The following is an 18932-nucleotide window of genomic DNA, read 5'->3' as shown; positions in this document are numbered from 1 at the left end:
CCGAAGTCGAGACCCTCGCCGACGCGGTCGTCGCCCGGGGCCGGCTGCTCGGTGACCACCGGCCGTCCTCGAGCCGGTCCAGCTCCTCGGTGAGCAGGGTGCGTGCCCGCTGCGCGTCCATCGGGTCTCCTCTCGTGCCGTGCGACCGGACGGCCGCACGGGGACCGGACTACCCCACCGGGAGGCGCGCACACGCACGTCGTTTCACCCCCGACGGCCCGGGTAGGCGTGGTCCGGCCGGCGGGTGCGGCCGTGTTCCCCCCTCGGTGGTGCCCGCCGGTGCCCACCCCGTCCCGACGAGGTCGCGTCACCGGCGCCGGCCCCGGACCGACCCGAGAGGGAGCCCCGTGCCCGACAGCCCGCCCGCCCAGCAGCAGACCCCGCCCGGTGACACCGGCGCGATGGACCCCGAGCCCCGCGACGAGATGCGCGGCTACCGGGGCCGCGACCTGCTCGCCGGCACCGTCGCCCTGGTCACCGGCGGCGACTCCGGGATCGGGCGTGCGGTGTGCGTCGCGTTCGCCAAGGAGGGTGCCGACGTCGCCCTGGCCTACCTGGACGAGCACGCCGACGCCGAGCACACCGCCGGGCTCGTCCGGGCGGAGGGACGGCGCTGCCTGACGCTGCCCGGTGACCTCGGCGACGCCGGGCACTGTGCCGAGGTCGTGCGCCGCACCGTCGAGGAGCTGGGCAGGCTCGACACCGTCGTGAACAACATCGCCACCCAGGAGCCGGTCGACGCACTCACCGACATCGACGACGACGCCTGGCTGCGGACCTTCGAGGTCAACATCCACAGCTACTTCCGGGTCACGAAGGCGGCCCTGGAGCACCTGCCCGACGGCGGTGCGATCGTCAACACCGGCTCGATCAACGGCCTGCGCGGGAACAAGAGCCTCATCGACTACTCGGCCACCAAGGGCGCGGTGCAGTCGCTGACCTACTCGCTCGCGCAGTCGCTGACCCCACGCGGCATCCGGGTCAACTGCGTCGCCCCGGTCCGGTGTGGACGCCGTTGATCCCGGCGACGATGCCACCGGACACGGTCGAGGGATTCGGTGAGCAGACCCCGATGGGACGCCCCGCGTCGGCGGACGAGATCGCTCCGTCCTTCGTGTTCTTCGCGGCGCCGCGACTGTCGTCCTACTACACCGGCGAGGTCCTCGCACCGGTCGGCGGCGAGACGCTGCCGGGGTGAGCCTGCGGGCCCCGCCGCCGCGCCGGCGGCGGGGCGGCCGGGGATCCTCAGTCGCCGGCCAACCGCTCGCGCAGCCGCGCCAGGGTCCGCGACAGCAGCCGCGAGACGTGCATCTGCGAGATGCCCAGCTCGGCGGCGATCTGGGACTGGGTCCGGTCGCCGTAGAAGCGCAGGACCAGCATCCGCCGCTCCCGTTCGGGCAGCTCGTTGAGCGCCGCCCGCATGCCGGGGCCGTGCGCGGCGAGGTCCAGTGCCGGGTCCTCGGAGCCCATCCGCTCGGCGAGTGGCAGCTCCTCACCCGAACCGTTGTCGCCGACCGGCGCGTCCAGGGACTTGGCGTGGTGGGACTCCAGCGCGCCGAGCGCGTCGACGACCTCGCCGATGGGCACACCGACCTCGGCCGCGATCTCCGACGGCCGCGGCGGGCGGCCGAGCCGCCGCCCCATCTCGTCGGCGACCCGCCCGACGGTGACGGCGAGCTCCTTCAGGTCGCGCGGGACCCGCACCGCCCACGAGTAGTCCCGCAGGTGCCGCTTCATCTCGCCACGGATGCTCGGCACCAGGTAGCCGAGCGGTCCGCCGGTGGCCGACGACGGGTCGTAGCGGTCGACCGCCTTCACCAGGCCGAGCATGCCGGCCTGCTCGATGTCCTCGACGCCCCGGCCAGGAGCGGCGAAGCGCCGGGACAGGTTGCGCACGAGGGGACGGAACTCACGGATCACGTACTCGCGCAACGCGTCCCGGCCCGGCGCGCCGGGTGGGGTGGCCGCCAGCTCATCGAGGTCGGGGATGAGGTCGTCGTAGCCGCGGCGGCCGTCGCGGGCCGGGTGGGCAGGGTGGGACTTCGCATTGTCCCTCGCAATCGCCGATGGCAGGTGCGGGGTCCGCTGCGCGGTTGAACGGATCTCGTGTGGACCGGTGGGCGAGCGGATCCGCGTCGGCGGTGTCCTTCGTGCGCCCGGTACCGGGGATCCGACCGTAACCCCGGCCCGCGCGGTCCACAACCCGGGCGGGCGGGCCGCGGGGCGGCTCAGCCCCGGGCGCGCGGCGGGGTCACGAACACCGCGGTGTCGTAGTAGGTGCGCAGGGCGGTGACCGCGCCGGTGCCGTCGCCGGCGCCGTCGTCGGTGAGGTCGAGGACGGTGACCCCGCGCACGGTCACCGGGCGGCCCCCGGCGAGCACGGCGTCGCCGGCCCACTCCAGCGCGACGGAGTCGCCGGTCTGCACGGCGTGGTGGAAGGTCGTCGCGACCCGGTCGAAGGGGGAGCGGTACTCCCGCCAGAACGCTCCGAGGTCGGTGCGCGGCCCGCGGCCGTCGAGCCGCTCGGCCGTGGCGCCGTCGGCGAACCGGGCGAGCAGGTCCTCGGCGTCGCCGTCGCGCTCGAAGGCCTGCAGGGCGTCGGCGAACGCGCGGACCCGCCGGTCGGTGAGGTCCGTGTCCCCGGGGGGGGGTGTCCGCGAAGCCGGTGTCGTCGGGGGTGGAGTCGTCGCGGGTGGTGTCGTCCGGTGCGGTGTGTCGTCGCATGGCGGGCGGCTACCCGCCGGACGCGTTCCGACCCGTCGTGGACCGGACGCGTCCGGCGGGCTGCCGGTCGGGTCGGTGACACGGACCCGGGGCGGGTCCGTTCAGGCGTCGGTCTCGACGACGGTGGCGCCGTCGGCGGCGCGCTGGACCGACTCGCACCCCTTGTGGGCCGCGGCCTTGGTCTCGTAGGCCTCGCCCACGGCGACGACCTGCCCGTTGCTCGCCTTCAGCCGGAACCGGAACTTCCCGCCCCGGTCCTCGTACACCTCGAACTTGCCTGCCACAGTGGCCTCCTCGGCTCGATCGACCACCCGCTGATGGGCGCGGATGGGGGCGCACGTTAGACGTCGTTTCAGAAGTGGTGGGCCCGGTTCTGCCGGTGACGGCGGGGCTGGCAGCATCGGCTGATGGTCGCGCCTCGTGTGTCTGAGAAGACGAAGATTTTCGAGTTGGAGATCGTCCTGACCGAGGTGGTGCCGGCGGTCCGGCGTCGGGTGCAGGTGCCGGGCGAGGTCGACTTGGCGGTGTTGCACGAGGTGGTGCAGTCAGTGATGGGCTGGACGAACTCTCATCTGCACGAGTTCGAGATCGTCGGGCGCCGCTACGGGATCCCAGACCCGGACTGGCCCGGACAGGATGTCGCCGACGAGACGAAAGAGAAGCTGTTTCGGCTGGTCAAGGCTGGTGACCGGTTCGGTTACGTCTACGACTTCGGTGACAACTGGGCCCACGAGATCACCGTCGAGGCGGTCGCGGCCGTCGAGCCGGGAGTGTGCTATCCGCGATGCGTCGCCGGGCAGGGGGCGTGCCCGCCCGAGGACGTCGGCGGGATCGGGGGGTATGAGGACTTCCAGGCCGTGCTCGCCGACCCTGACCATCCCGACCGCGCCGAGCGCCTGGAGTGGGCGGGCGGGCCGTTCGACCCGCACCGCTTCGACCCTGACGAGGCCGACCGGGCCTTGGAGTGGCTGGCCTGGCGGCCGCTGGCCCCGACCTCGTAGGCGAGTGCCTCAGCGAGGGCTGGGTCGACCATCACTTCGGCTTCGGCTTCGGCTTGGTGAGGCGGCGGTGGCAGATCAGGGCGCAGGCCAGCGATAACAGCGCGGTGATCGTGGATTCGGCGCGGTCGTAGCGCAGCGCGAGGCGGCGGAAGTCCAGCAGCCAGGACATGGTGCGCTCGACGACCCAGCGGACCCGCCCGAGCCGGGTGGAGTCCTCGATCCCGCGCCGGGCGATCCGCACCCCGATCCCACGCCCACTCAGGTAGCGGCGGCAGCGGGGATAGTCGTAGCCCTTGTCGGCGTGCACCTTGTCCGGCCGACGTCGCGGACGCCCCGGCTGTCCCGCCCGTTCGCGGACGCCGGGGTTGGTGTCCAGCAGCGGGGCGAGCATCCGACTGTCGTGGGTGTTCGCCCCGGTGACCAGCGCATGCAGCGGGAGCCCGCCTCGGTCGCAGAGCACGTGGTACTTGCTGCCCGCCTTCCCGCGATCGGTCGGCGAGGGCCCGGTGGCCTCGCCGCGGCGCTTGGCCCGCACGCTCACGCTGTCCACCGCCGCCCGCGACCAGTCCAGCAGGCCCTGCTGGGCGAGGCGGTCGAGCATCACCCGGTGCAGCTGGGCCCAGACCCCGGCCTGCTGCCACTGCCGTAGCCGCCGCCAGCAGGTCACTCCGGACCCACAGCCGAGCTCGGCGGGCAGCGCGTTCCAGCTGATCCCGGTCTTGAGCACGAACACGATCCCGGCCAGAGCGGCCCGATCCGGCACCCGCGGACGGCCTGTCCGTCCCCGCTTGTGCTTGCGCGGCTTGGGCAGCAGCGGCTCCACCAGCGCCCACAGCTCGTCGCTCACCAATCGCTCGACACAAGATCGCCGCGCCACGACCGGACATGATCAGCTACCAGCGCCGATCCACACAGGACCGACACGCCGACTTCTGAAACGACCTCTTAGCCCAGATGGTGTTGCGGGGAGTAACGGAACGCCGTGCCCGGTGGGGTGGTTCCGACCGGGCCTCAGCGGGCTCTCAGCGGAGCGGGCGTTCTCAGGGGCCCCACAGCGAACCGTCCCTAGCGTCCGCGTCATGCCGACTGCACTGGTCACCGGAGCGAGCCGCGGGCTCGGCGCCGCCTACGCCCACGAGCTCGCCGAGCGCGGGTGGTCCGTCGTCCTGGTCGCGCGCGACGCCGTCCGGCTCGCCGACGTCGCCGAGCGGATCGGCCGCGCCACCGGCGCGATCGTCGAGACGCTGCCCGCCGACCTGACCGACCCGGCCGGGCTGGCGGCCGTCGAGCGCCGGGTCGTCCAGCGGGACCTGCCGGTCGAGCTGCTCGTCGACGACGCGGGTGCGGAGACCGGCCTCGACCGGACGGCCCTGGTCGGCCTGACCCACGCCGCCGTGACCGCGATGACCGCCCGCGGGCGGGGCGGGGTGCTGAACATCGCCGGGCACCTCCCGGTGCCCGGTGACGCCCACGGCGCGCCGCGGTCCTGGGTGCCGGAGTTCTGCGCGGGCGTCGCGGCCTCGTCGCACGGCACCGGTGTCACCGTCACCGCGGTCCTCACGGGCCGGATCCGGACCGACGACCCGCAGGGTCCACCCTGGCCCGAGCACCGTGACGTCGTGCGCCGCTCCCTGGACGATCTCGCCCGCGGCCGGACGCTGTCCGCACCGGGCCGGGTGCACCGGGCACTGGCGGGCTACCTGGAGGCGCCGGGGACCGCGCTGTGGCTCGCCGCCCGGGTGGCGGGCCGGGGCCGGGAGCATGGCCGGGACCCGGTGCACGGGCACACCCGGCCCTCGCCGGTGCCGACGCCGTTCCGGGACGGGCCCGCTCCGGCGCGGGGTCGGTCCGCCGCGACGGTACGGGCGGTGGGCTCCGCGACCCCGGCGCCGCCCGCGCTGCCGGAGGAGCCGGTGCGGCCCGCGCACGTCGCCGCCGCGACGTTCCCGGCGCCGCGGGTGTCGGGCACCGGGCCGCTGCCGGTCGTCCGCGCCCGCGCGACCGGCGCCGCCCCGCCGCCCGCCGCGCGGGCGGCCACGTCGGCCACCGCCCGCGCCGCCGTCCGCAGGCTGTCCGGCGCCGCACGTCCGGTGCAGCCGGCCCGCGCCGCCGCGACCGCGCGCCTGGCGGCGGGCTGACCCGGTGGGTGCGTCTCCGGGTGCGGGAGACGCCCTCCGGGAGGGTCACCGGTGGAAACGGACAGATGTGACGAGGCTCGCGTACCCCCCACTGTCGGAACCCGCGGTCGTGCCCTAGCGTTCTGTCCGTCGAAGGGGAGTACTCCCGAACACGGCGTCGCCGTCATCACGGAACCGGTCCGAGCCGGTCCCGGTGGCGCCGGTCCGCCGCGGTCACCGCGGCGGGCGGAGGAGACCTTCAGCGTACCTACCTGCGCTGGAGGGCCCTGTCATGAACGTTCCCCTCTGGGTGTGGCTGGCGACGCTCGCAGTCGTCGTCGGCATGCTGGTGTTCGACTTCGTCGGGCACGCCCGTGACCCGCACGAGCCCACGCTGCGCGAGTCGGCGATCTGGTCGGCCGGCTACATCGCGGTCGCACTGCTGTTCGGCGTCGGCGTCGGCGTCTTCTCCGGCTGGCAGTACGGCGGCGAGTACATGGCCGGCTGGCTGACCGAGAAGGCCCTGTCGGTCGACAACCTGTTCGTCTTCCTGCTGATCATGACGAGCTTCGCGGTGCCGAAGGTGCACCAGCAGAAGGTGCTGCTGATCGGCATCGCGATCGCGATCGTCATGCGCGGCGCGTTCATCGCGGTCGGCGCAGTGATCATCGAGCAGTTCGTCGCGGTGTTCTACCTGTTCGCGATCATCCTGTTCTGGCTGGCCTGGTCCCAGATCCGGGAGGCGATGTCCTCCGACGACCACGAGCAGGCCGACGCCGGCGACTCGAAGCTGATCCGCCTGGTCCGCAAGGTGCTGCCGACCTCCACCGAGTACGACGGCGCCAAGCTCGTCACCCGCATCGACGGCAAGCGCCTGCTGACCCCGATGGCGCTGGTCATCGTCGCGATCGGGCTGACCGACCTGCTGTTCGCGTTCGACTCGATCCCGGCGATCTTCGGGCTCACCCAGGAGCCGTTCCTGGTGTTCACCGCGAACGCGTTCGCCCTGCTCGGCCTGCGGCAGCTGTACTTCCTCATCGGCGGGCTGCTGGAGCGCCTGATCTACCTGGCGCACGGCCTCTCGGTGATCCTCGCGTTCATCGGCGTGAAGCTGACCCTGCACGCGCTGCACGAGAACAACGTGCCGTTCATCAACGGCGGGCAGCCGGTGCCGGTGCCCGAGGTGCCGATCTGGCTGTCGCTGCTGGTCATCACCGGGACGATCGCCGTCGCCGCGGTCGCGAGCCTGGTCATGTCCCGGCGTCGCGCCGCAGCCGCCCCCGCCTCCCCGGAGGTCGCCGGCTCCGACACCGACGACGCGCGGGACGGGACCGCGGACGCGGGTCAGATCCCCAGCACCACCCGGGCCACCGAGAAGTAGATCAGCAGCCCGGTCGCGTCGACGAGCGTCGTCACCAGGGGGGCGGACACCACCGCCGGGTCGATCCCGAGCCGGCGGGCCAGCAGCGGCATCGTCGCGCCGACCGTCGCCGCCCAGCCGCAGATCGCCACCAGCGTCACCGCCACCACGACGGCGACCTGGACCCCGACCAGCAGCGAGGCGACGAGCAGGCCGAGCGCGCCGAGCAGGGTGCCCAGCAGCAGGCCGACCCGCAGCTCGCGCCACACGACGGCGGGCAGGTCGGCGAGCCGGACCTCGCCGACGGCGATCGCCCGGACCGCCGCCGACGCGGACTGGGCGCCCGCGTTGCCACCGGTGCCGACCAGCAGCGGGATGAACAGGGCCAGGGCGGTGACCTGCTCCAGGGAGTCCTCGAAGATCTGCAGCACGTTGACCGTGAGGACTGCGGCGAGCAGCAGCACCGCCAGCCACACCGCGCGGGTGCGGGCCAGCTTCGTGACCCGCACGTACATGTAGTGGCCCGACCACGGCGCGGCACCGGACTGGCGGGCGGCGTCCTCGGTGTCGGCGCGTTCCAGGATCTCGACGGCGTCGTCGATGGTGAGCAGGCCCAGCAGCCGGTCCTCCGAGTCGACGACCAGCAGGTCGAGCAGGTTCGCCTCACCCATCAGACGGGCCGCGTCCTCGGCGGCGTCGGTGGCCCGCACCCGCGGCGCGTCGTCGTCGACGAGGTCGGCGACGGCGGCGTCCGGCCGGGCGAGCACCAGGTCGCGCAGCGAGACGGTGCCGGTCACCCGGCGTCCGGCGTCGGTGACGGCGAGGGTGTAGACGGTCTCGGCCTGCGCGCCCTTGCGCCGCACGACGGCCAGTGCCTCGGTCACGCTGCTGTGCAGCGGTACGGCGACGGTCTCCGGGGTCATCACCCGCCCGACCGAGCCGTCGGGGTAGCCCAGCAGCGCCGCGGTCATCGACCGTTCCCCGGCCGACAGCCCGGCCAGCACCCGGTTCGCGACCTTGGCCGGAGCCTCGCCCAGCATCCGGGCGCGGTCGTCGGGGTCCATCTCCTCGACCAGCGCGGTCACCGCGTCGTCGCGCAGCCCGGCCAGCAGCTCCTGCTGGTCGACCGGGTCGAGCTCCTCGAAGACGTCGAGCGCACGGTCCTTGCCGAGCAGCCGGAACACCCAGCCCGCGTCCACCGGTTCCATCCGGGCCAGCGCATCGGCGATCTCGTGGGCGGGCCGTCCGTCGAGCCGGTCGAGGACTCCGGCGGGGTCGTGGCGTTCGACGAGATCGGTCCAGCGGTCCATGCCGGTGATCCTGCCGCCGGTGCCTGCCGCGTGCAGCGGCGGGAGTATGTCCGTTTCGGTAGGATCGGTGACGTCTACCGCACATCCCGGATGACTGCCCCCGGGAGCGGGAACCCGGTCGGTGGCACCGAGGAGGTCACGATGTCCGTCACACCCCCGCCCCTGCCGCCGTCGTCCGGTGGCGGTACCGGCGACCCCGACCCGCGGCCGGCCGCTCGGCCGCTCGACCGCGACGAGGAGCTGCGGCTCTCCGGTCTCGAGCAGGAGCTGCGCCGGTCCGACCCGGAGCTGGACACCGAGCTGGGCGCTCCGCCCCGACCCGCGGGTGGCCGGGCGGACCGGATCCTGCAGGCCGTCGCGATCGCGGTGATCGTGCTGGTGGTCGTGCCGGGTGAGTGGGTCGCCGGGTTGCTGTCGTTCGGGCTGCTGCTCGGCATCCCGGCCGCGATGGCGTGGATCGCCGTCCGTGCGCACCGGGAGAACGTGGCCCGCGAACGGGCCGAGGGCAGCGGCGACGACCGCACCTGAGGTGCTCGTCCCGTCGTGACCGGCACCGTCGTGACCGGCACCGTCGTGGTCGGGACCGCCGGGAGCGGTGTCGTGCCGGGCACCGCCCCCGCCGGGTCACCGCGGCACGGTCAGCCCGCCGACGGGGCCGCCGTCGCCGCCTCGGTCGGGTCGGTCGTCGAGCGCACGGTGGGCAGCCCGAGGTGCTCGCGCAGCGTGCTGCCGGTGTAGTCGGTGCGGAACGAACCGCGCTCCTGCAGCAACGGCACCACCAGGTCGGCGAACTCGTCGAGCCCGCCCGGGGTGACGTGCGGGACCAGCACGTAGCCGTCCGCGGCGTCGGACTGGACCGCGTCGTCGATCGCGTCGGCGACCGTGCGCGGGCTCCCGACGAAGGTGTGCCGCCCGGTCACCTCGATCACCGTCTCGCGCAGCGACAGGCCCTTCTCCGCGGCCAGGGCGCGCCACTGGTCGGCGACCGCCTTCGGGTCCCGGTACTGGCGCACGCTGGCGCGGCCCTTCGACACCAGCTCACCCTCGACCGGGTCGAACTCGGGCAGCGGGCCGTCCGGGTCGCGGTCGGACAGGTCGGTGTTCCACAGCTGCTCGGCGAACACGATCGCGGTCTGCGGGCTGACCTGCTGGGCGCGGATCACCTCGGCGTGCTCGGCGGCCTCGGCGTCGGTGTCGCCCAGCACGTACGTCGCGGCGGGCAGGATCTTCAGGTCGTCCCAGGCGCGGCCGTAGCGGGCGAGGCGGCCCTTCACGTCGGCGAGGAACGCGCGCCCGGCCTCGGGCTCGGCGTGCCGGGAGAAGATGGCGTCGGCCGACGCGGCGGCGAACTCGCGCCCCTCCTCGGAGTCACCCGCCTGCAGGATGACCGGGCGGCCCTGCGGGCTGCGCGGCAGGGAGAAGCGGCCGTGCACGTCGAACTGGTCGGAGGAGTAGGCGAACCCGCCGCGGTCGTCCGGGCCGGTGCGGGAGTCCCAGATCGCGGCGGTCGCGGCGAGCTGCTCCTTGGCCCGCGAGTAGCGCTTCTCCTTCGGCAGGAACCCGCCGCGGCGGAAGTTCTCGCCGGTGAACGCGTCCCAGGAGGTGACCACGTTCCACGCGACACGCCCTCCGGACAGGTGGTCGAGGGAGGCGAACTGGCGGGCGACGTCGTAGGGCTCGGTGAACGTCGAGTTGATCGTGCCGGCCAGGCCGAGCCGGTCGGTGACCGCCGCGAGGGCGTTCAGGATCGTGAAGGTGTCCGGGCGGCCCATCACGTCGAGGTCGTAGATCTCGCCGCGGTGCTCGCGCAGGCGCAGTCCCTCGGCGAGGAACAGGAAGTCGAACCTCGCCCGCTCGGCCGTGCGCGCGAAGTGCGCGAACGACTCGAACTCGATGTGGCTGCCGGACGCCGGGTCGCTCCACACCGTGGTGTTGTTGACGCCCGGGAAGTGGGCGGCGAGGTGGATCTGCTTGCGTGGCATGCGTGTCCTCCCGACGTGGCTTCTACCGGTGCAACACCCTCCGGGCCAGGGTGTTCCCGAGCAGCTGCGCGCACTGCACGACGACCACGATGATCGCCACCGTCAGCAGGGTCACCGGCCAGTCGAACTGCTGGTAGCCGTAGGTGATGGCGAAGTCGCCCAGACCGCCGCCGCCGACGTAGCCGGCCATCGCGGACATGTCGACGACCGCGACGAACACGAACGTGTAGCCGAGCACCAGCGGTGCCAGCGCCTCGGGCACCAGCACGCTCCACACGATCCGGAACCGGCTCGCGCCCATCGCCCGTGCCGCCTCGACGACCGCCGGGTCCACCGACACCAGGTTCTGCTCGACGATGCGGCCGATGAAGAACGTTGCCATCGCGACCATCGGGAACAGCACCGAGCGGGTGCCGATCGTCGTGCCCATCACGACCAGCGTCAGCGGGCCCACGGCGGTGATGAAGATGATGAACGGGATCGGGCGCACGATGTTGACCAGCACGTTCAGCACGCCGAACACGGCGCGGTGGGCGTAGAGGCCGTTCGGGCGGGTGGTGTGCAGGGCGACCCCGAGCAGCAGCCCGAGCACCCCGGCCAGCAGCATCGTCCAGAACACCATGTAGGCGGTCTGCAACACCGACAGCCACAGCACCGGGCTCAGGGTCTCCCAGTCGGCCTTCATGCGGACTCCTCGTCCCGGGTGGTGGCGGCGTCGTCCGGGGTGACCCGGGTGGTCCGCGACAGCTCGTCGATGCAGGCGCGCACCGCGCCGTCGTCGCCGGTCAGGGCCAGGGTGAGGCTGCCGACGGGGCGCCCGGACAGCTCCCGGATGCCACCGTGCACCACGGTCGCGCGGACCCCGTGCGCGGCCGGGACGCGTGCGATCGCGTCCTGGGCGTCCGCGGCGGCCGAGCCGGGCCCGCCGACGCCGACGGTCACCAGCCGGCCGGGGTGGCGCTCGCGCAGCCGGGAGAGCGTCCCGGGCGACGGCACGTCCTGCAGGACGCCGTGCACGAAGCGGCGGGTCGCGGGGTGCGACGGCGCGGCGAACACCTCGTACACCTCGCCGTCCTCGATGACCCTGCCCTGCTCCATCACCACGACCCGGTCGCACACGTCGGCGACGACCTCCATCTCGTGGGTGATCACGACGACCGTGGTGCCGAGCTCGCGGTTGACCCGGCGCAGCAGGGCCAGCACCTCCCGGGTCGTCTCCGGGTCCAGCGCGCTGGTCGCCTCGTCGGCGAGCAGGATCGACGGCGACGTGGCGAGCGCCCTGGCGATCCCGACCCGCTGCTTCTGCCCGCCGGACAGCCGCGCCGGGTAGCGCCCGGCCAGGTCGGCCAGCCCGACGAACTCCAGCAGCTCCGCGACGCGGGCGCGGCGCTCCTCCCGGGAGCGGCCGGCGACGGCGAGCGGGTAGCCGACGTTGCCGGCGACGGTGCGCGAGTTCATCAGAGCGAACTGCTGGAAGATCATCCCGACGTCGCCGCGCAGCTCGCGCAGCCCCCGTTCGGACAGCTCGGAGGTGACCCGCCCGCGCACCGTGACCGTCCCTGCCGTCGGCAGCTCGAGGGCGTTGATCATCCGGACGAGCGTGGACTTGCCCGCCCCGGACCAGCCGATCACGCCGGTGATCCCGCCCTCGGCGATGTCGAGGTCGACGTCGTCGACGGCGGTGACCCCCGGGCCGCGGCGGGCCGGGAACGTGCGGGTCGCGCCCGAGAACGAGATCACCGGCGCCGTCATCAGCCCGCCCGCAGCTGCTGCTCGATGCCGGTCAGGGTCTGGCGGAGGTCCTCCGCGGAGTTGTCGCGGAACACGCCGCCGTCGCCGAGGTCGCGGCGGGCGGCGTCGAGGACCTGCGGGTCGTGGTAGATCCGGACCAGCGTCGCGTAGACCGGGTCGTCGGCCTGGTCGGCCCGGGCGACGAACAGGTTGATGTAGGGCTTGGCCTTCTCCGAGTCCGGGTCCTCCTGGTACAGGACCTGGTCCTGGGTCAGGTTCGCCGACTGCGCGTAGTTGTTGTTGACGATCGCGGCGTCGGCGCTGGCCAGGTTCGCCGCGGTCTGGGCCGCGTCGACCGGGGTGACGGTGACCTTCGAGGCGGCACGGTCGATGTCGGCCGGGGTGGAGGTCGTCGTGCCCCCGTCGGTGAGCCTGAGCAGCCCGGCGGACTGCAGGACGGTCAGCGCCCGGGCCTGGTTCACCGCGTCGTTCGGGATGACGACCTGCCCGCCCTGCGGGACCTGCGCCAGGTCGGTGTGCTTCGTGGAGTACAGCGGCAGCGGGTACACCGCGGTCGCGCCGACCGGGACCAGGGTGTCGTCGTTCTGGACGTTGTAGTTCGCCAGGTACTGCAGGTGCTGGAACTGGTTGAGGTCCAGCTGGCCCTGGGCGAGCGCCGGGTTCGGCTGGTTGTAGTCGGTGAAGTTGGTCAGCTCGACGGTGATGCCCTGCGCGGCGGCCTTCTCGGTGAAGACGTTCCAGTAGGGCTCGGCGCCGTCGGACACGCCGATCCGGACGGTCCGCGACCCGCTCCCGTCGGCACCGGACGAGGACTCGCCGGGGGCGGAGCAGCCGGCCGCCAGGACGGCGAGCACGGCGACGGGGACCAGCAGGGACAGTGCGCGTGGCAGGCGCATCGGGTTTCCTCTCGGCTCCGGCCCCGGGACGGGTCGCGTCCGGGTACCGGTGCGGCGGTGCAGCGGGGATCGTGCCGGGCGCCGGGTGCGGCGCCCCGGGAGGGTGACGCCGGGCGGGAGCAGGTGCTCCGGGGACGTGACCGGGGGAGACCGGGCCACCGGGCCGGGCCGCACCGGGTGGGCGCGACCGGCCGCGACGGGGCGGTCGGCACGATCGGAGAACCTACATCGGGCGAACCGCCCGGACCGCACCGCCGCGACGAAGCTCACGGGCTGCGGATCGCCGGACGGACCCGGCCGGGCGACAGTGTGCGGGCCGGGCGCTCAGCGGGGCGGCTCGGCGAGCAGCCCACGCCGGCGCAGCTCGGGCAGCACGCCCTCGCCGACCCGGTAGGCCTCCTCCAGGTGCGGGTAGCCCGACAGCACGAACTCGTCGACCCCCAGCTCGTGGTACTCGGCGATCCGGTCGGCGACCTCGGTGTGCGACCCGACGAGCGCGGTCCCCGCGCCGCCGCGGACCAGACCCACCCCGGCCCACAGGTTCGGCGCGATCGTCAGCGCGTCGGCCGAACCCCCGTGCAGCGCGAGCATCCGCTGCTGCCCGACCGACTGGCTGGCCCGCAGGGTCGCCTGGGCGCGCTCGATCTCGGCCGGGTCGAGCGCGTCGAGCAGCCGGGCTGCCTCGGCCCACGCCTCGTCCGCGGTGTCGCGGGTGATCACGTGCAGCCGGATGCCGAACCGGGGGCTGCGGCCCAGCTCGTCGGCGAGCTTGCGGACCCGCCCGATCTTCTCGGCGACGGCAGCGGGCGGCTCGCCCCAGGTCAGGTAGACGTCGGCGTGCCGGGCGGCGACCGGCAGCGCGGCGTCGGAGGAGCCTCCGAAGTAGACCGGGGGCAGCGGGTCCGGCGGGGCGAGGGTGGTGGCGCCGTCGACGTCGTAGTGGGCGCCGGTGAAGTCGAACGGCTCGGGCGACCAGGCGCCGCGCAGCACGGTCAGGAACTCGTCGGTGCGGGCGTAGCGCTCGTCGTGGGAGGCGTGGTCGCCGAAGCGGCGCTGCTCGACGGCGTCCCCGCCGGTGACGATGTTGAGCATCAGCCTGCCGCCGGAGACGCGCTGGTAGGTGGCGGCCATCTGGGCGGCGAGGGTCGGGGAGAGCACTCCCGGCCGGAACGCGACGAGGTAGCGCAGCGTGCGGGTCTCGCGCAGCAGCGCGGCCGTGGTCAGCCAGGCGTCCTCGCAGAACGTGCCGGTCGGGGTGAGGACGCCGTGGAAGCCCTGGGCCTCGGCACCCCGGGCGATCTGGGCGAGGTAGCCGATGTCCGCCTCGCGGGCCGTCGAGCCCGCCTCGCCGCGGTCGGCGTGCCGGCGGGCGACGATGGTGCGGCCGTCGCCGGAGGTGGGCAGGAACCAGTGCGGGACGATGCTCATCGTCCTCCCGTCCGTCGGTCGGTGGGGGTGCCCGGGATGCCGTCCCGGGTGGCGGCCAGGGTGGTCGCCTCGTAGCGGCGGTCGACGGACGCGCCGATGTCGGCCCGGCCCGGGATGACCCCGGCCTCGGAGAACGCGTCGGCCAGTTCCTGCTGGGAGGCGACCACGGAGTCGTCGAGCGGGACCGGCAGGTCCGGGCCGCGCGCGACGGCCCGGCGGGTGATCGGCAGCGGGATGGTCGTCTCCTCGCTCCACACCCGGGCCCGCTGCTCGCGGTCGGTGTCGGAGAACGTCTGGGCGGCCGCGACCCGGGCGAGGAAGTCGGCCAGCGCGGCGCTGCGGGCCGGGTCGGCGAGGGTGGCGTTGGACGCGACCTGGAAGCCGTAGCCGTTCGCGGTGCCGGTGCCGTCGGCGACGATCCGGGCGCCGTCGTCGAGCTCGGCCTGGGAGGTGTAGGGGTCCCAGACGGCCCAGGCGTCGACGACGCCCTGGCGGAACGCGCCGTAGGCGTCGGCGGGGGCGAGGAAGGTGAGGTCGACGTCGTCGAGGGTCATCCCGGCGGCGCGCAGCGTGGACAGCAGCTGCCCGTGCGCCGAGGTGCCCTTCCCGACGGCGATCCGCGTCCCGCGCAGGTCGGCGACCGTGCGGATCGGCGAGTCGCGCCGCACGAGGATCGCGTCGCTGGTGACGTTGCCACGGTTGGCCGACACGACCTGCACCCGGGCGCGCGCCGCGGCCGCGAAGATCGCCGGGGTGTTGCCCGTGCCGCCGACGTCGATCGCCCCGGCCCTGGCCGCCTCGATCAGCGGGGGACCGGCGGTGAAGGTGCGCCACTCGATCCGGTAGGGCACGTCGTCGAGGAGCCCGGCCGCACGCAGCAGCGAGCGGGACCCGCCCTTCTGGTCCCCGACGACGAGGGTCACCCCGGCCAGTGCGGACGGGTCGACCGGCGGCTGCACCGGTGGGCGGGACACCGGCACCGAGGAGCACCCGGTGAGCACCAGCGCCGCGATCGCGACGGCCAGCACGGCGACCCGCCGGCGCACCCGGGCGGCGGTCGTCGCACCCGCCACGGAGGTCGCGGCGACCGCACCCGGGGTGCGACGGGGACGGTCACGCGGCATCGGCGGCCACCCCCAGCTCGTCGAGCACGGTGCGGCGCAGCGCGGCGAGCCGCTCGGGGTCGCGGGGGCGCTCGCCGGGGCGGTGCTCGTCGCCGATGCGGCCGTCGGTCAGCACCAGCACCCGGTCGGCGAGCAGCAGGGCCTCGTCGACGTCGTGGGTCACGAGCAGCACACCGGGCCGGTGCCGGTGCCACAGGTCGAGGACGAGCCGGTGCATGGTGATGCGGGTCAGCGCGTCCAGCGCGCCGAACGGCTCGTCGAGCAGCAGCAGGTCCGGCTCGCGGACCAGGGCCCGGGCCAGCGACGCCCGCTGGGCCTCGCCGCCGGACAGGGTCAGCGGCCAGGCGCCGGCGCGCGCGGTCAGCCCGACCTCGGCGAGCGCGGCGTCGGCGACCCCGGCGGGGGTGTCGCCGCGCAGGTCACGGTGCAGGCCGAGCGCGACGTTGTCGCGGACCGTGCGCCAGGGCAGCAGCCGCGGCTCCTGGAACGCGACCGCGACCGAGCCGGGGACCTCGACGGTGCCCGACACCCCGGTGTCGGAGGCGTCGTCGAGCCCGGCCAGCAGCCGCAGCAGCGTCGACTTGCCCGAGCCGGACCGGCCGAGCAGGGCGACGAACTCCCCGTCGCCGATGGTGAGGTCGAGCCGGTCGAGGACCCGGCGGCCGTCGAACTCGCGGACCAGGTCGTGCACCCGGGCGCTCACCGGTCCGCCCCCGCCGGGCCGGCCGGGCGCCAGGCCAGGACGCGGCGTTCCAGCCTGCGCACCAGGGCGTCGGTGCCCAGGCCGAGCAGCGCGTACACCGCCAGGCCCACGACGATCACGTCGGTGCGCAGGAACTCGCGGGCGTTCATGATCATGTAGCCCAGTCCGGCGTCGGCCGACGTCGTCTCCGCGACGATGATCGACAGCCAGGCGATGCCCAGCGCGAGGCGCAGGCCGGTGAGGGTGGAGGGCATCGCTCCGGGCAGCACCACGTGGCGCAGCCGCTCGGCGCGGGTGAACCCGGACACCGAGGTCGCCTCGATCAGCTTCGGGTCCACCCCGCGGACCCCGGCGTGCACGTTGAGGTACATCGGGAACAGCACCCCGAGTGCGACGAGCAGCACCTTGGGCAGCTCCCCGATGCCGAACCACAGGATGAACAGCGGCACCAGGCCGAGGTGCGGCAGCGTGCGCAGCATCTGCACCGGCGGGTCCACGAGCAGCCCGCCCCAGCGCGAGAGTCCCGAGACCACACCGAGCCCGACCCCGACGACCAGGCCGAGGACCAGCCCGGTCGCGACCCGGGCGAGTGAGACCAGCAGCCCCTCGGGCAGCTCCCCGCTGCGGGTCAGGTCGACGGCGGCGGTCACCACCCGCAGGGGCGAGGCGAGCTCGTCCTCGGCGAGCAGCCCGGTCGAGGACGCGAGCTGCCACAGCAGGATCAGGGCGACGGGGGAGATCCAGCGGCGCAGGTCGGGCCGGCGACGGGACCCGCGGACGGTGGCCGCGGATCCGGGCGGCGCCGGGGTGGCGGGTGGTGCGACGGCGTCGGCCGGCGCGGAGGTCCAGGTCGTGGACACGATGGCTCCCGGGACTCGTGGTCGGGGCAGGGCTGGGCGCACGTCGGGGCGGCCCGGGTCGGGCGGCCCACGGCACGGGCGGGGGCGGCGCGGCGGCGGTCAGCGACAGGTGCAACCGGCGAGGCGGAGCAGGTCCACGTGGCGGCGGCGGGTGAGGTCGCGGCCCGGTCCGGCGGCGACCGTGCATGACGGGGTGCGCCGGCCGGTGGTCATGCCACCAGGTGACCACGGCGTCCGGACCACCACAAAACGGTGTCCGGACCGCGGGACGGGTGACGGGGCAGGTGCCGACCGTGGGGCCGCCACGTCCCGCGGACTGGGAGCTCAGGCCCGGGACGCCCACTCCCGCGCCAGCAGCTCCTGGGAGGCGACCCGGTCGGCGTGCCGGTGGGTGATGGTGGTCAGGAGCAGCTCGTCGGCGCCGGTGACGGCGCGCAGCCGCTCCAGACCGTCGGCGACGGTGGCCGGGCCGCCGACGAGACGGGTCGCGACCCGGTCGGCCACCAGGGCCGGGTCGGCCGGGTGGCCGTCGACGTCCTCGGGGCGGGGGTAGGGGATGGCGCCCACCCCGGTGCGGATGCTGTGCACCCACGGGGCGAATCCCGCCGCGATCCCACCGGCCTGCGCGTCGTCGGAGCCCACGACGACGTCGGCGGACACCATCACGTGCGGACGGGGGAGCCGCTCCGAGGGCCGGAACGCGTCCCGGTAGGCCGCCACGGCGTCGAGCACCGTGGCCGGGCTGACGTGGTAGTTCGCCGCGAAGGGCAGGCCGCGGCGACCGGCGAGGACCGCGCTCTCCCCGCCGCTGGAGCCGAGCACCCAGGTCTGCAGGTCGGCACCCTCGCCGGGGACCGCCCGCACCGCGACCCCGTCCGGGGCCCAGGTCCCCGCGATCAGCCCGTCGACGGCGTCGAGGAACTCCTCGTACGGCGGCGCCTGCGCCCCGGGCTGGCGCAGCGCCACCGCCTTGGCGCGGAACCGGGGCGAGGTCGTGATCGCGGCGAGCGACACCGGTGCCGGGATGAGCACGCCGTCGACCACCCGGTCGCCGCGCCCGTCCGGTTCGCGGGCCGCCGGCCGCGGTCCGCCGGAGCGGCCGAGCCCGAGGTCGATCCGGCCGGGGTGCAGACCGTCGAGGGTCCCGAAGTCCTCCACCACCGACAGCGGGGTCCGGTGCCCGGTCTGCACCGCGCCCGAGCCGACCCGGATCCTGGCGGTCGCGGCGGCGACGGCGCCCATCAGCACGGCGGGCGAGGCCCCCGCGACGCCCGGGTTGAAGTGGTGCTCGGCGAGCCAGAACCGGGCGTAGCCGGCGCGTTCGGCGGAGCGGGCCAGGTCGAGGGTGTCGCGCAGGGCATCGACGACGGTCGAGCCTGCGGGCACCGGGGAGAGGTCGAGGACGGACAGCGGTACGGGCACGGCGGCGGACCTCCGGACATGCCCGGGGCGGTCGCGACGACCGGGCCGGGCGACGGACCCGCGCCCGGCGGGCCCGCGGGCGCGGGTGGACCGGGGTGCGGGCTCGGGCGGTGCGCTCCGGGCACGTCCGGCCCGGGGCGACGCCGGTCGCCCGCCGATCGTCGCCCCGCCCACGACAGGGGCGCAACCCCGGTGCGGCTTGCTACCGTCGACGTCGTGCCGGCCGCCCCGCCGCGCCGCCCGTCCGCGGTCC

General features: G+C 74.6%; 18 protein-coding genes and 2 pseudogenes. 5 read left to right on the top strand and 15 right to left on the bottom strand.

Annotated features, from left to right (window positions below; all coding sequences use genetic code 11):
* The first annotated feature begins 401 nt into the window (after window positions 1-401).
* Window positions 402-1198 (top strand): annotated as a pseudogene (locus tag KPF47_RS23035) (SDR family oxidoreductase).
* Between the two features lie 47 nt (window positions 1199-1245).
* Here KPF47_RS23035 and KPF47_RS23030 read toward each other — a convergent pair.
* The 3 genes and pseudogenes from KPF47_RS23030 to KPF47_RS40365 form a co-directional block, all read right to left on the bottom strand.
* Window positions 1246-1920 (bottom strand): sigma-70 family RNA polymerase sigma factor, encoded by a 675-nt coding sequence (locus KPF47_RS23030; RefSeq protein ID WP_224386212.1) that lies wholly within the window; start codon window positions 1918-1920, stop codon window positions 1246-1248.
* A 308-nt stretch (window positions 1921-2228) separates the two neighbouring features.
* Window positions 2229-2603, bottom strand: a pseudogene (locus KPF47_RS23025) (nuclear transport factor 2 family protein); the annotation flags it as partial.
* A 222-nt stretch (window positions 2604-2825) separates the two neighbouring features.
* Entirely contained in the window at window positions 2826-3008 is a 183-nt protein-coding gene (locus KPF47_RS40365; RefSeq protein WP_224386213.1) for a DUF1508 domain-containing protein, read from the bottom strand.
* Between the two features lie 123 nt (window positions 3009-3131).
* Here KPF47_RS40365 and KPF47_RS23015 point away from each other — a divergent pair, with 123 nt between their 5' ends.
* A complete protein-coding gene (locus KPF47_RS23015; protein WP_224386178.1) occupies window positions 3132-3725 on the top strand; it encodes a plasmid pRiA4b ORF-3 family protein in 594 nt (197 codons plus the stop codon).
* Window positions 3726-3756: 31 nt separating this feature from the next.
* Here the strand turns inward: KPF47_RS23015 and KPF47_RS23010 are convergent, their stop codons facing one another.
* Window positions 3757-4602, bottom strand: coding sequence for an IS5 family transposase (locus KPF47_RS23010; protein WP_224386179.1), 846 nt, complete (start codon window positions 4600-4602; stop codon window positions 3757-3759).
* Between the two features lie 202 nt (window positions 4603-4804).
* Between KPF47_RS23010 and KPF47_RS23005 the strand changes: the two genes are divergently transcribed.
* Window positions 4805-5863 (top strand): SDR family oxidoreductase, encoded by a 1059-nt coding sequence (locus KPF47_RS23005; RefSeq protein ID WP_224386214.1) that lies wholly within the window; start codon window positions 4805-4807, stop codon window positions 5861-5863.
* Window positions 5864-6134: 271 nt separating this feature from the next.
* Entirely contained in the window at window positions 6135-7223 is a 1089-nt protein-coding gene (locus KPF47_RS23000) for a TerC family protein (RefSeq protein ID WP_224386215.1), read from the top strand.
* On the opposite strand, the gene mgtE is transcribed toward KPF47_RS23000, so the two are convergent.
* Window positions 7187-8512: a magnesium transporter gene (mgtE, locus tag KPF47_RS22995; RefSeq protein WP_224386216.1), complete on the bottom strand. Its 1326-nt coding sequence runs from the start codon at window positions 8510-8512 to the stop codon at window positions 7187-7189. The genes KPF47_RS23000 and mgtE overlap by 37 nt on opposite strands.
* Before the next feature lie 141 nt (window positions 8513-8653).
* On the opposite strand from mgtE, the gene KPF47_RS22990 reads away from it, so the two are divergent.
* The gene (locus tag KPF47_RS22990; RefSeq protein ID WP_224386217.1) at window positions 8654-9040 is read left to right on the top strand and encodes a DUF3040 domain-containing protein; all 387 of its coding nucleotides are present in this window, start codon (window positions 8654-8656) and stop codon (window positions 9038-9040) included.
* Between the two features lie 110 nt (window positions 9041-9150).
* Here the strand turns inward: KPF47_RS22990 and KPF47_RS22985 are convergent, their stop codons facing one another.
* From KPF47_RS22985 to KPF47_RS22945, 10 genes are all read right to left on the bottom strand, one after another.
* Entirely contained in the window at window positions 9151-10494 is a 1344-nt protein-coding gene (locus tag KPF47_RS22985; RefSeq protein ID WP_224390908.1) for an NtaA/DmoA family FMN-dependent monooxygenase, read from the bottom strand.
* Between the two features lie 22 nt (window positions 10495-10516).
* A complete protein-coding gene (locus KPF47_RS22980) occupies window positions 10517-11179 on the bottom strand; it encodes a methionine ABC transporter permease (RefSeq protein ID WP_224390907.1) in 663 nt (220 codons plus the stop codon).
* Entirely contained in the window at window positions 11176-12246 is a 1071-nt protein-coding gene (locus tag KPF47_RS22975; RefSeq protein ID WP_224390906.1) for a methionine ABC transporter ATP-binding protein, read from the bottom strand. The genes KPF47_RS22980 and KPF47_RS22975 overlap by 4 nt, the downstream gene beginning before the upstream one ends.
* The gene (locus tag KPF47_RS22970) at window positions 12246-13142 is read right to left on the bottom strand and encodes a MetQ/NlpA family ABC transporter substrate-binding protein (RefSeq protein ID WP_224390905.1); all 897 of its coding nucleotides are present in this window, start codon (window positions 13140-13142) and stop codon (window positions 12246-12248) included. Before KPF47_RS22970 ends, KPF47_RS22975 begins: the two co-directional genes overlap by 1 nt.
* A gap of 324 nt (window positions 13143-13466) precedes the next feature.
* A complete protein-coding gene (locus tag KPF47_RS22965) occupies window positions 13467-14570 on the bottom strand; it encodes an LLM class flavin-dependent oxidoreductase (RefSeq protein WP_224390904.1) in 1104 nt (367 codons plus the stop codon).
* Window positions 14567-15694, bottom strand: a complete 1128-nt coding sequence (locus KPF47_RS22960; protein WP_224390903.1) for an ABC transporter substrate-binding protein — start codon at window positions 15692-15694, stop codon at window positions 14567-14569. Before KPF47_RS22960 ends, KPF47_RS22965 begins: the two co-directional genes overlap by 4 nt.
* Window positions 15684-16397 carry an ABC transporter ATP-binding protein gene (locus tag KPF47_RS22955; RefSeq protein ID WP_224390902.1) on the bottom strand — a complete coding sequence of 238 codons (714 nt, stop codon included), beginning with the start codon at window positions 16395-16397 and terminating at the stop codon, window positions 15684-15686. Before KPF47_RS22955 ends, KPF47_RS22960 begins: the two co-directional genes overlap by 11 nt.
* A complete protein-coding gene (locus tag KPF47_RS22950) occupies window positions 16394-17257 on the bottom strand; it encodes an ABC transporter permease (protein WP_374108879.1) in 864 nt (287 codons plus the stop codon). Before KPF47_RS22950 ends, KPF47_RS22955 begins: the two co-directional genes overlap by 4 nt.
* A 99-nt stretch (window positions 17258-17356) precedes the next feature.
* Window positions 17357-17470: a putative leader peptide gene (locus KPF47_RS41055; RefSeq protein ID WP_374108878.1), complete on the bottom strand. Its 114-nt coding sequence runs from the start codon at window positions 17468-17470 to the stop codon at window positions 17357-17359.
* A gap of 111 nt (window positions 17471-17581) precedes the next feature.
* Window positions 17582-18679, bottom strand: coding sequence for an LLM class flavin-dependent oxidoreductase (locus KPF47_RS22945; protein ID WP_224390901.1), 1098 nt, complete (start codon window positions 18677-18679; stop codon window positions 17582-17584).
* Window positions 18680-18932: the final 253 nt, after the last annotated feature.

It is taken from the genome of Pseudonocardia sp. ICBG1293 (genome assembly GCF_020131355.1).
GTDB lineage: Bacteria > Actinomycetota > Actinomycetes > Mycobacteriales > Pseudonocardiaceae > Pseudonocardia.
Note: the sequence above shows the minus strand (reverse complement) of the source record. Positions and strands in the feature narration are given on the sequence as shown.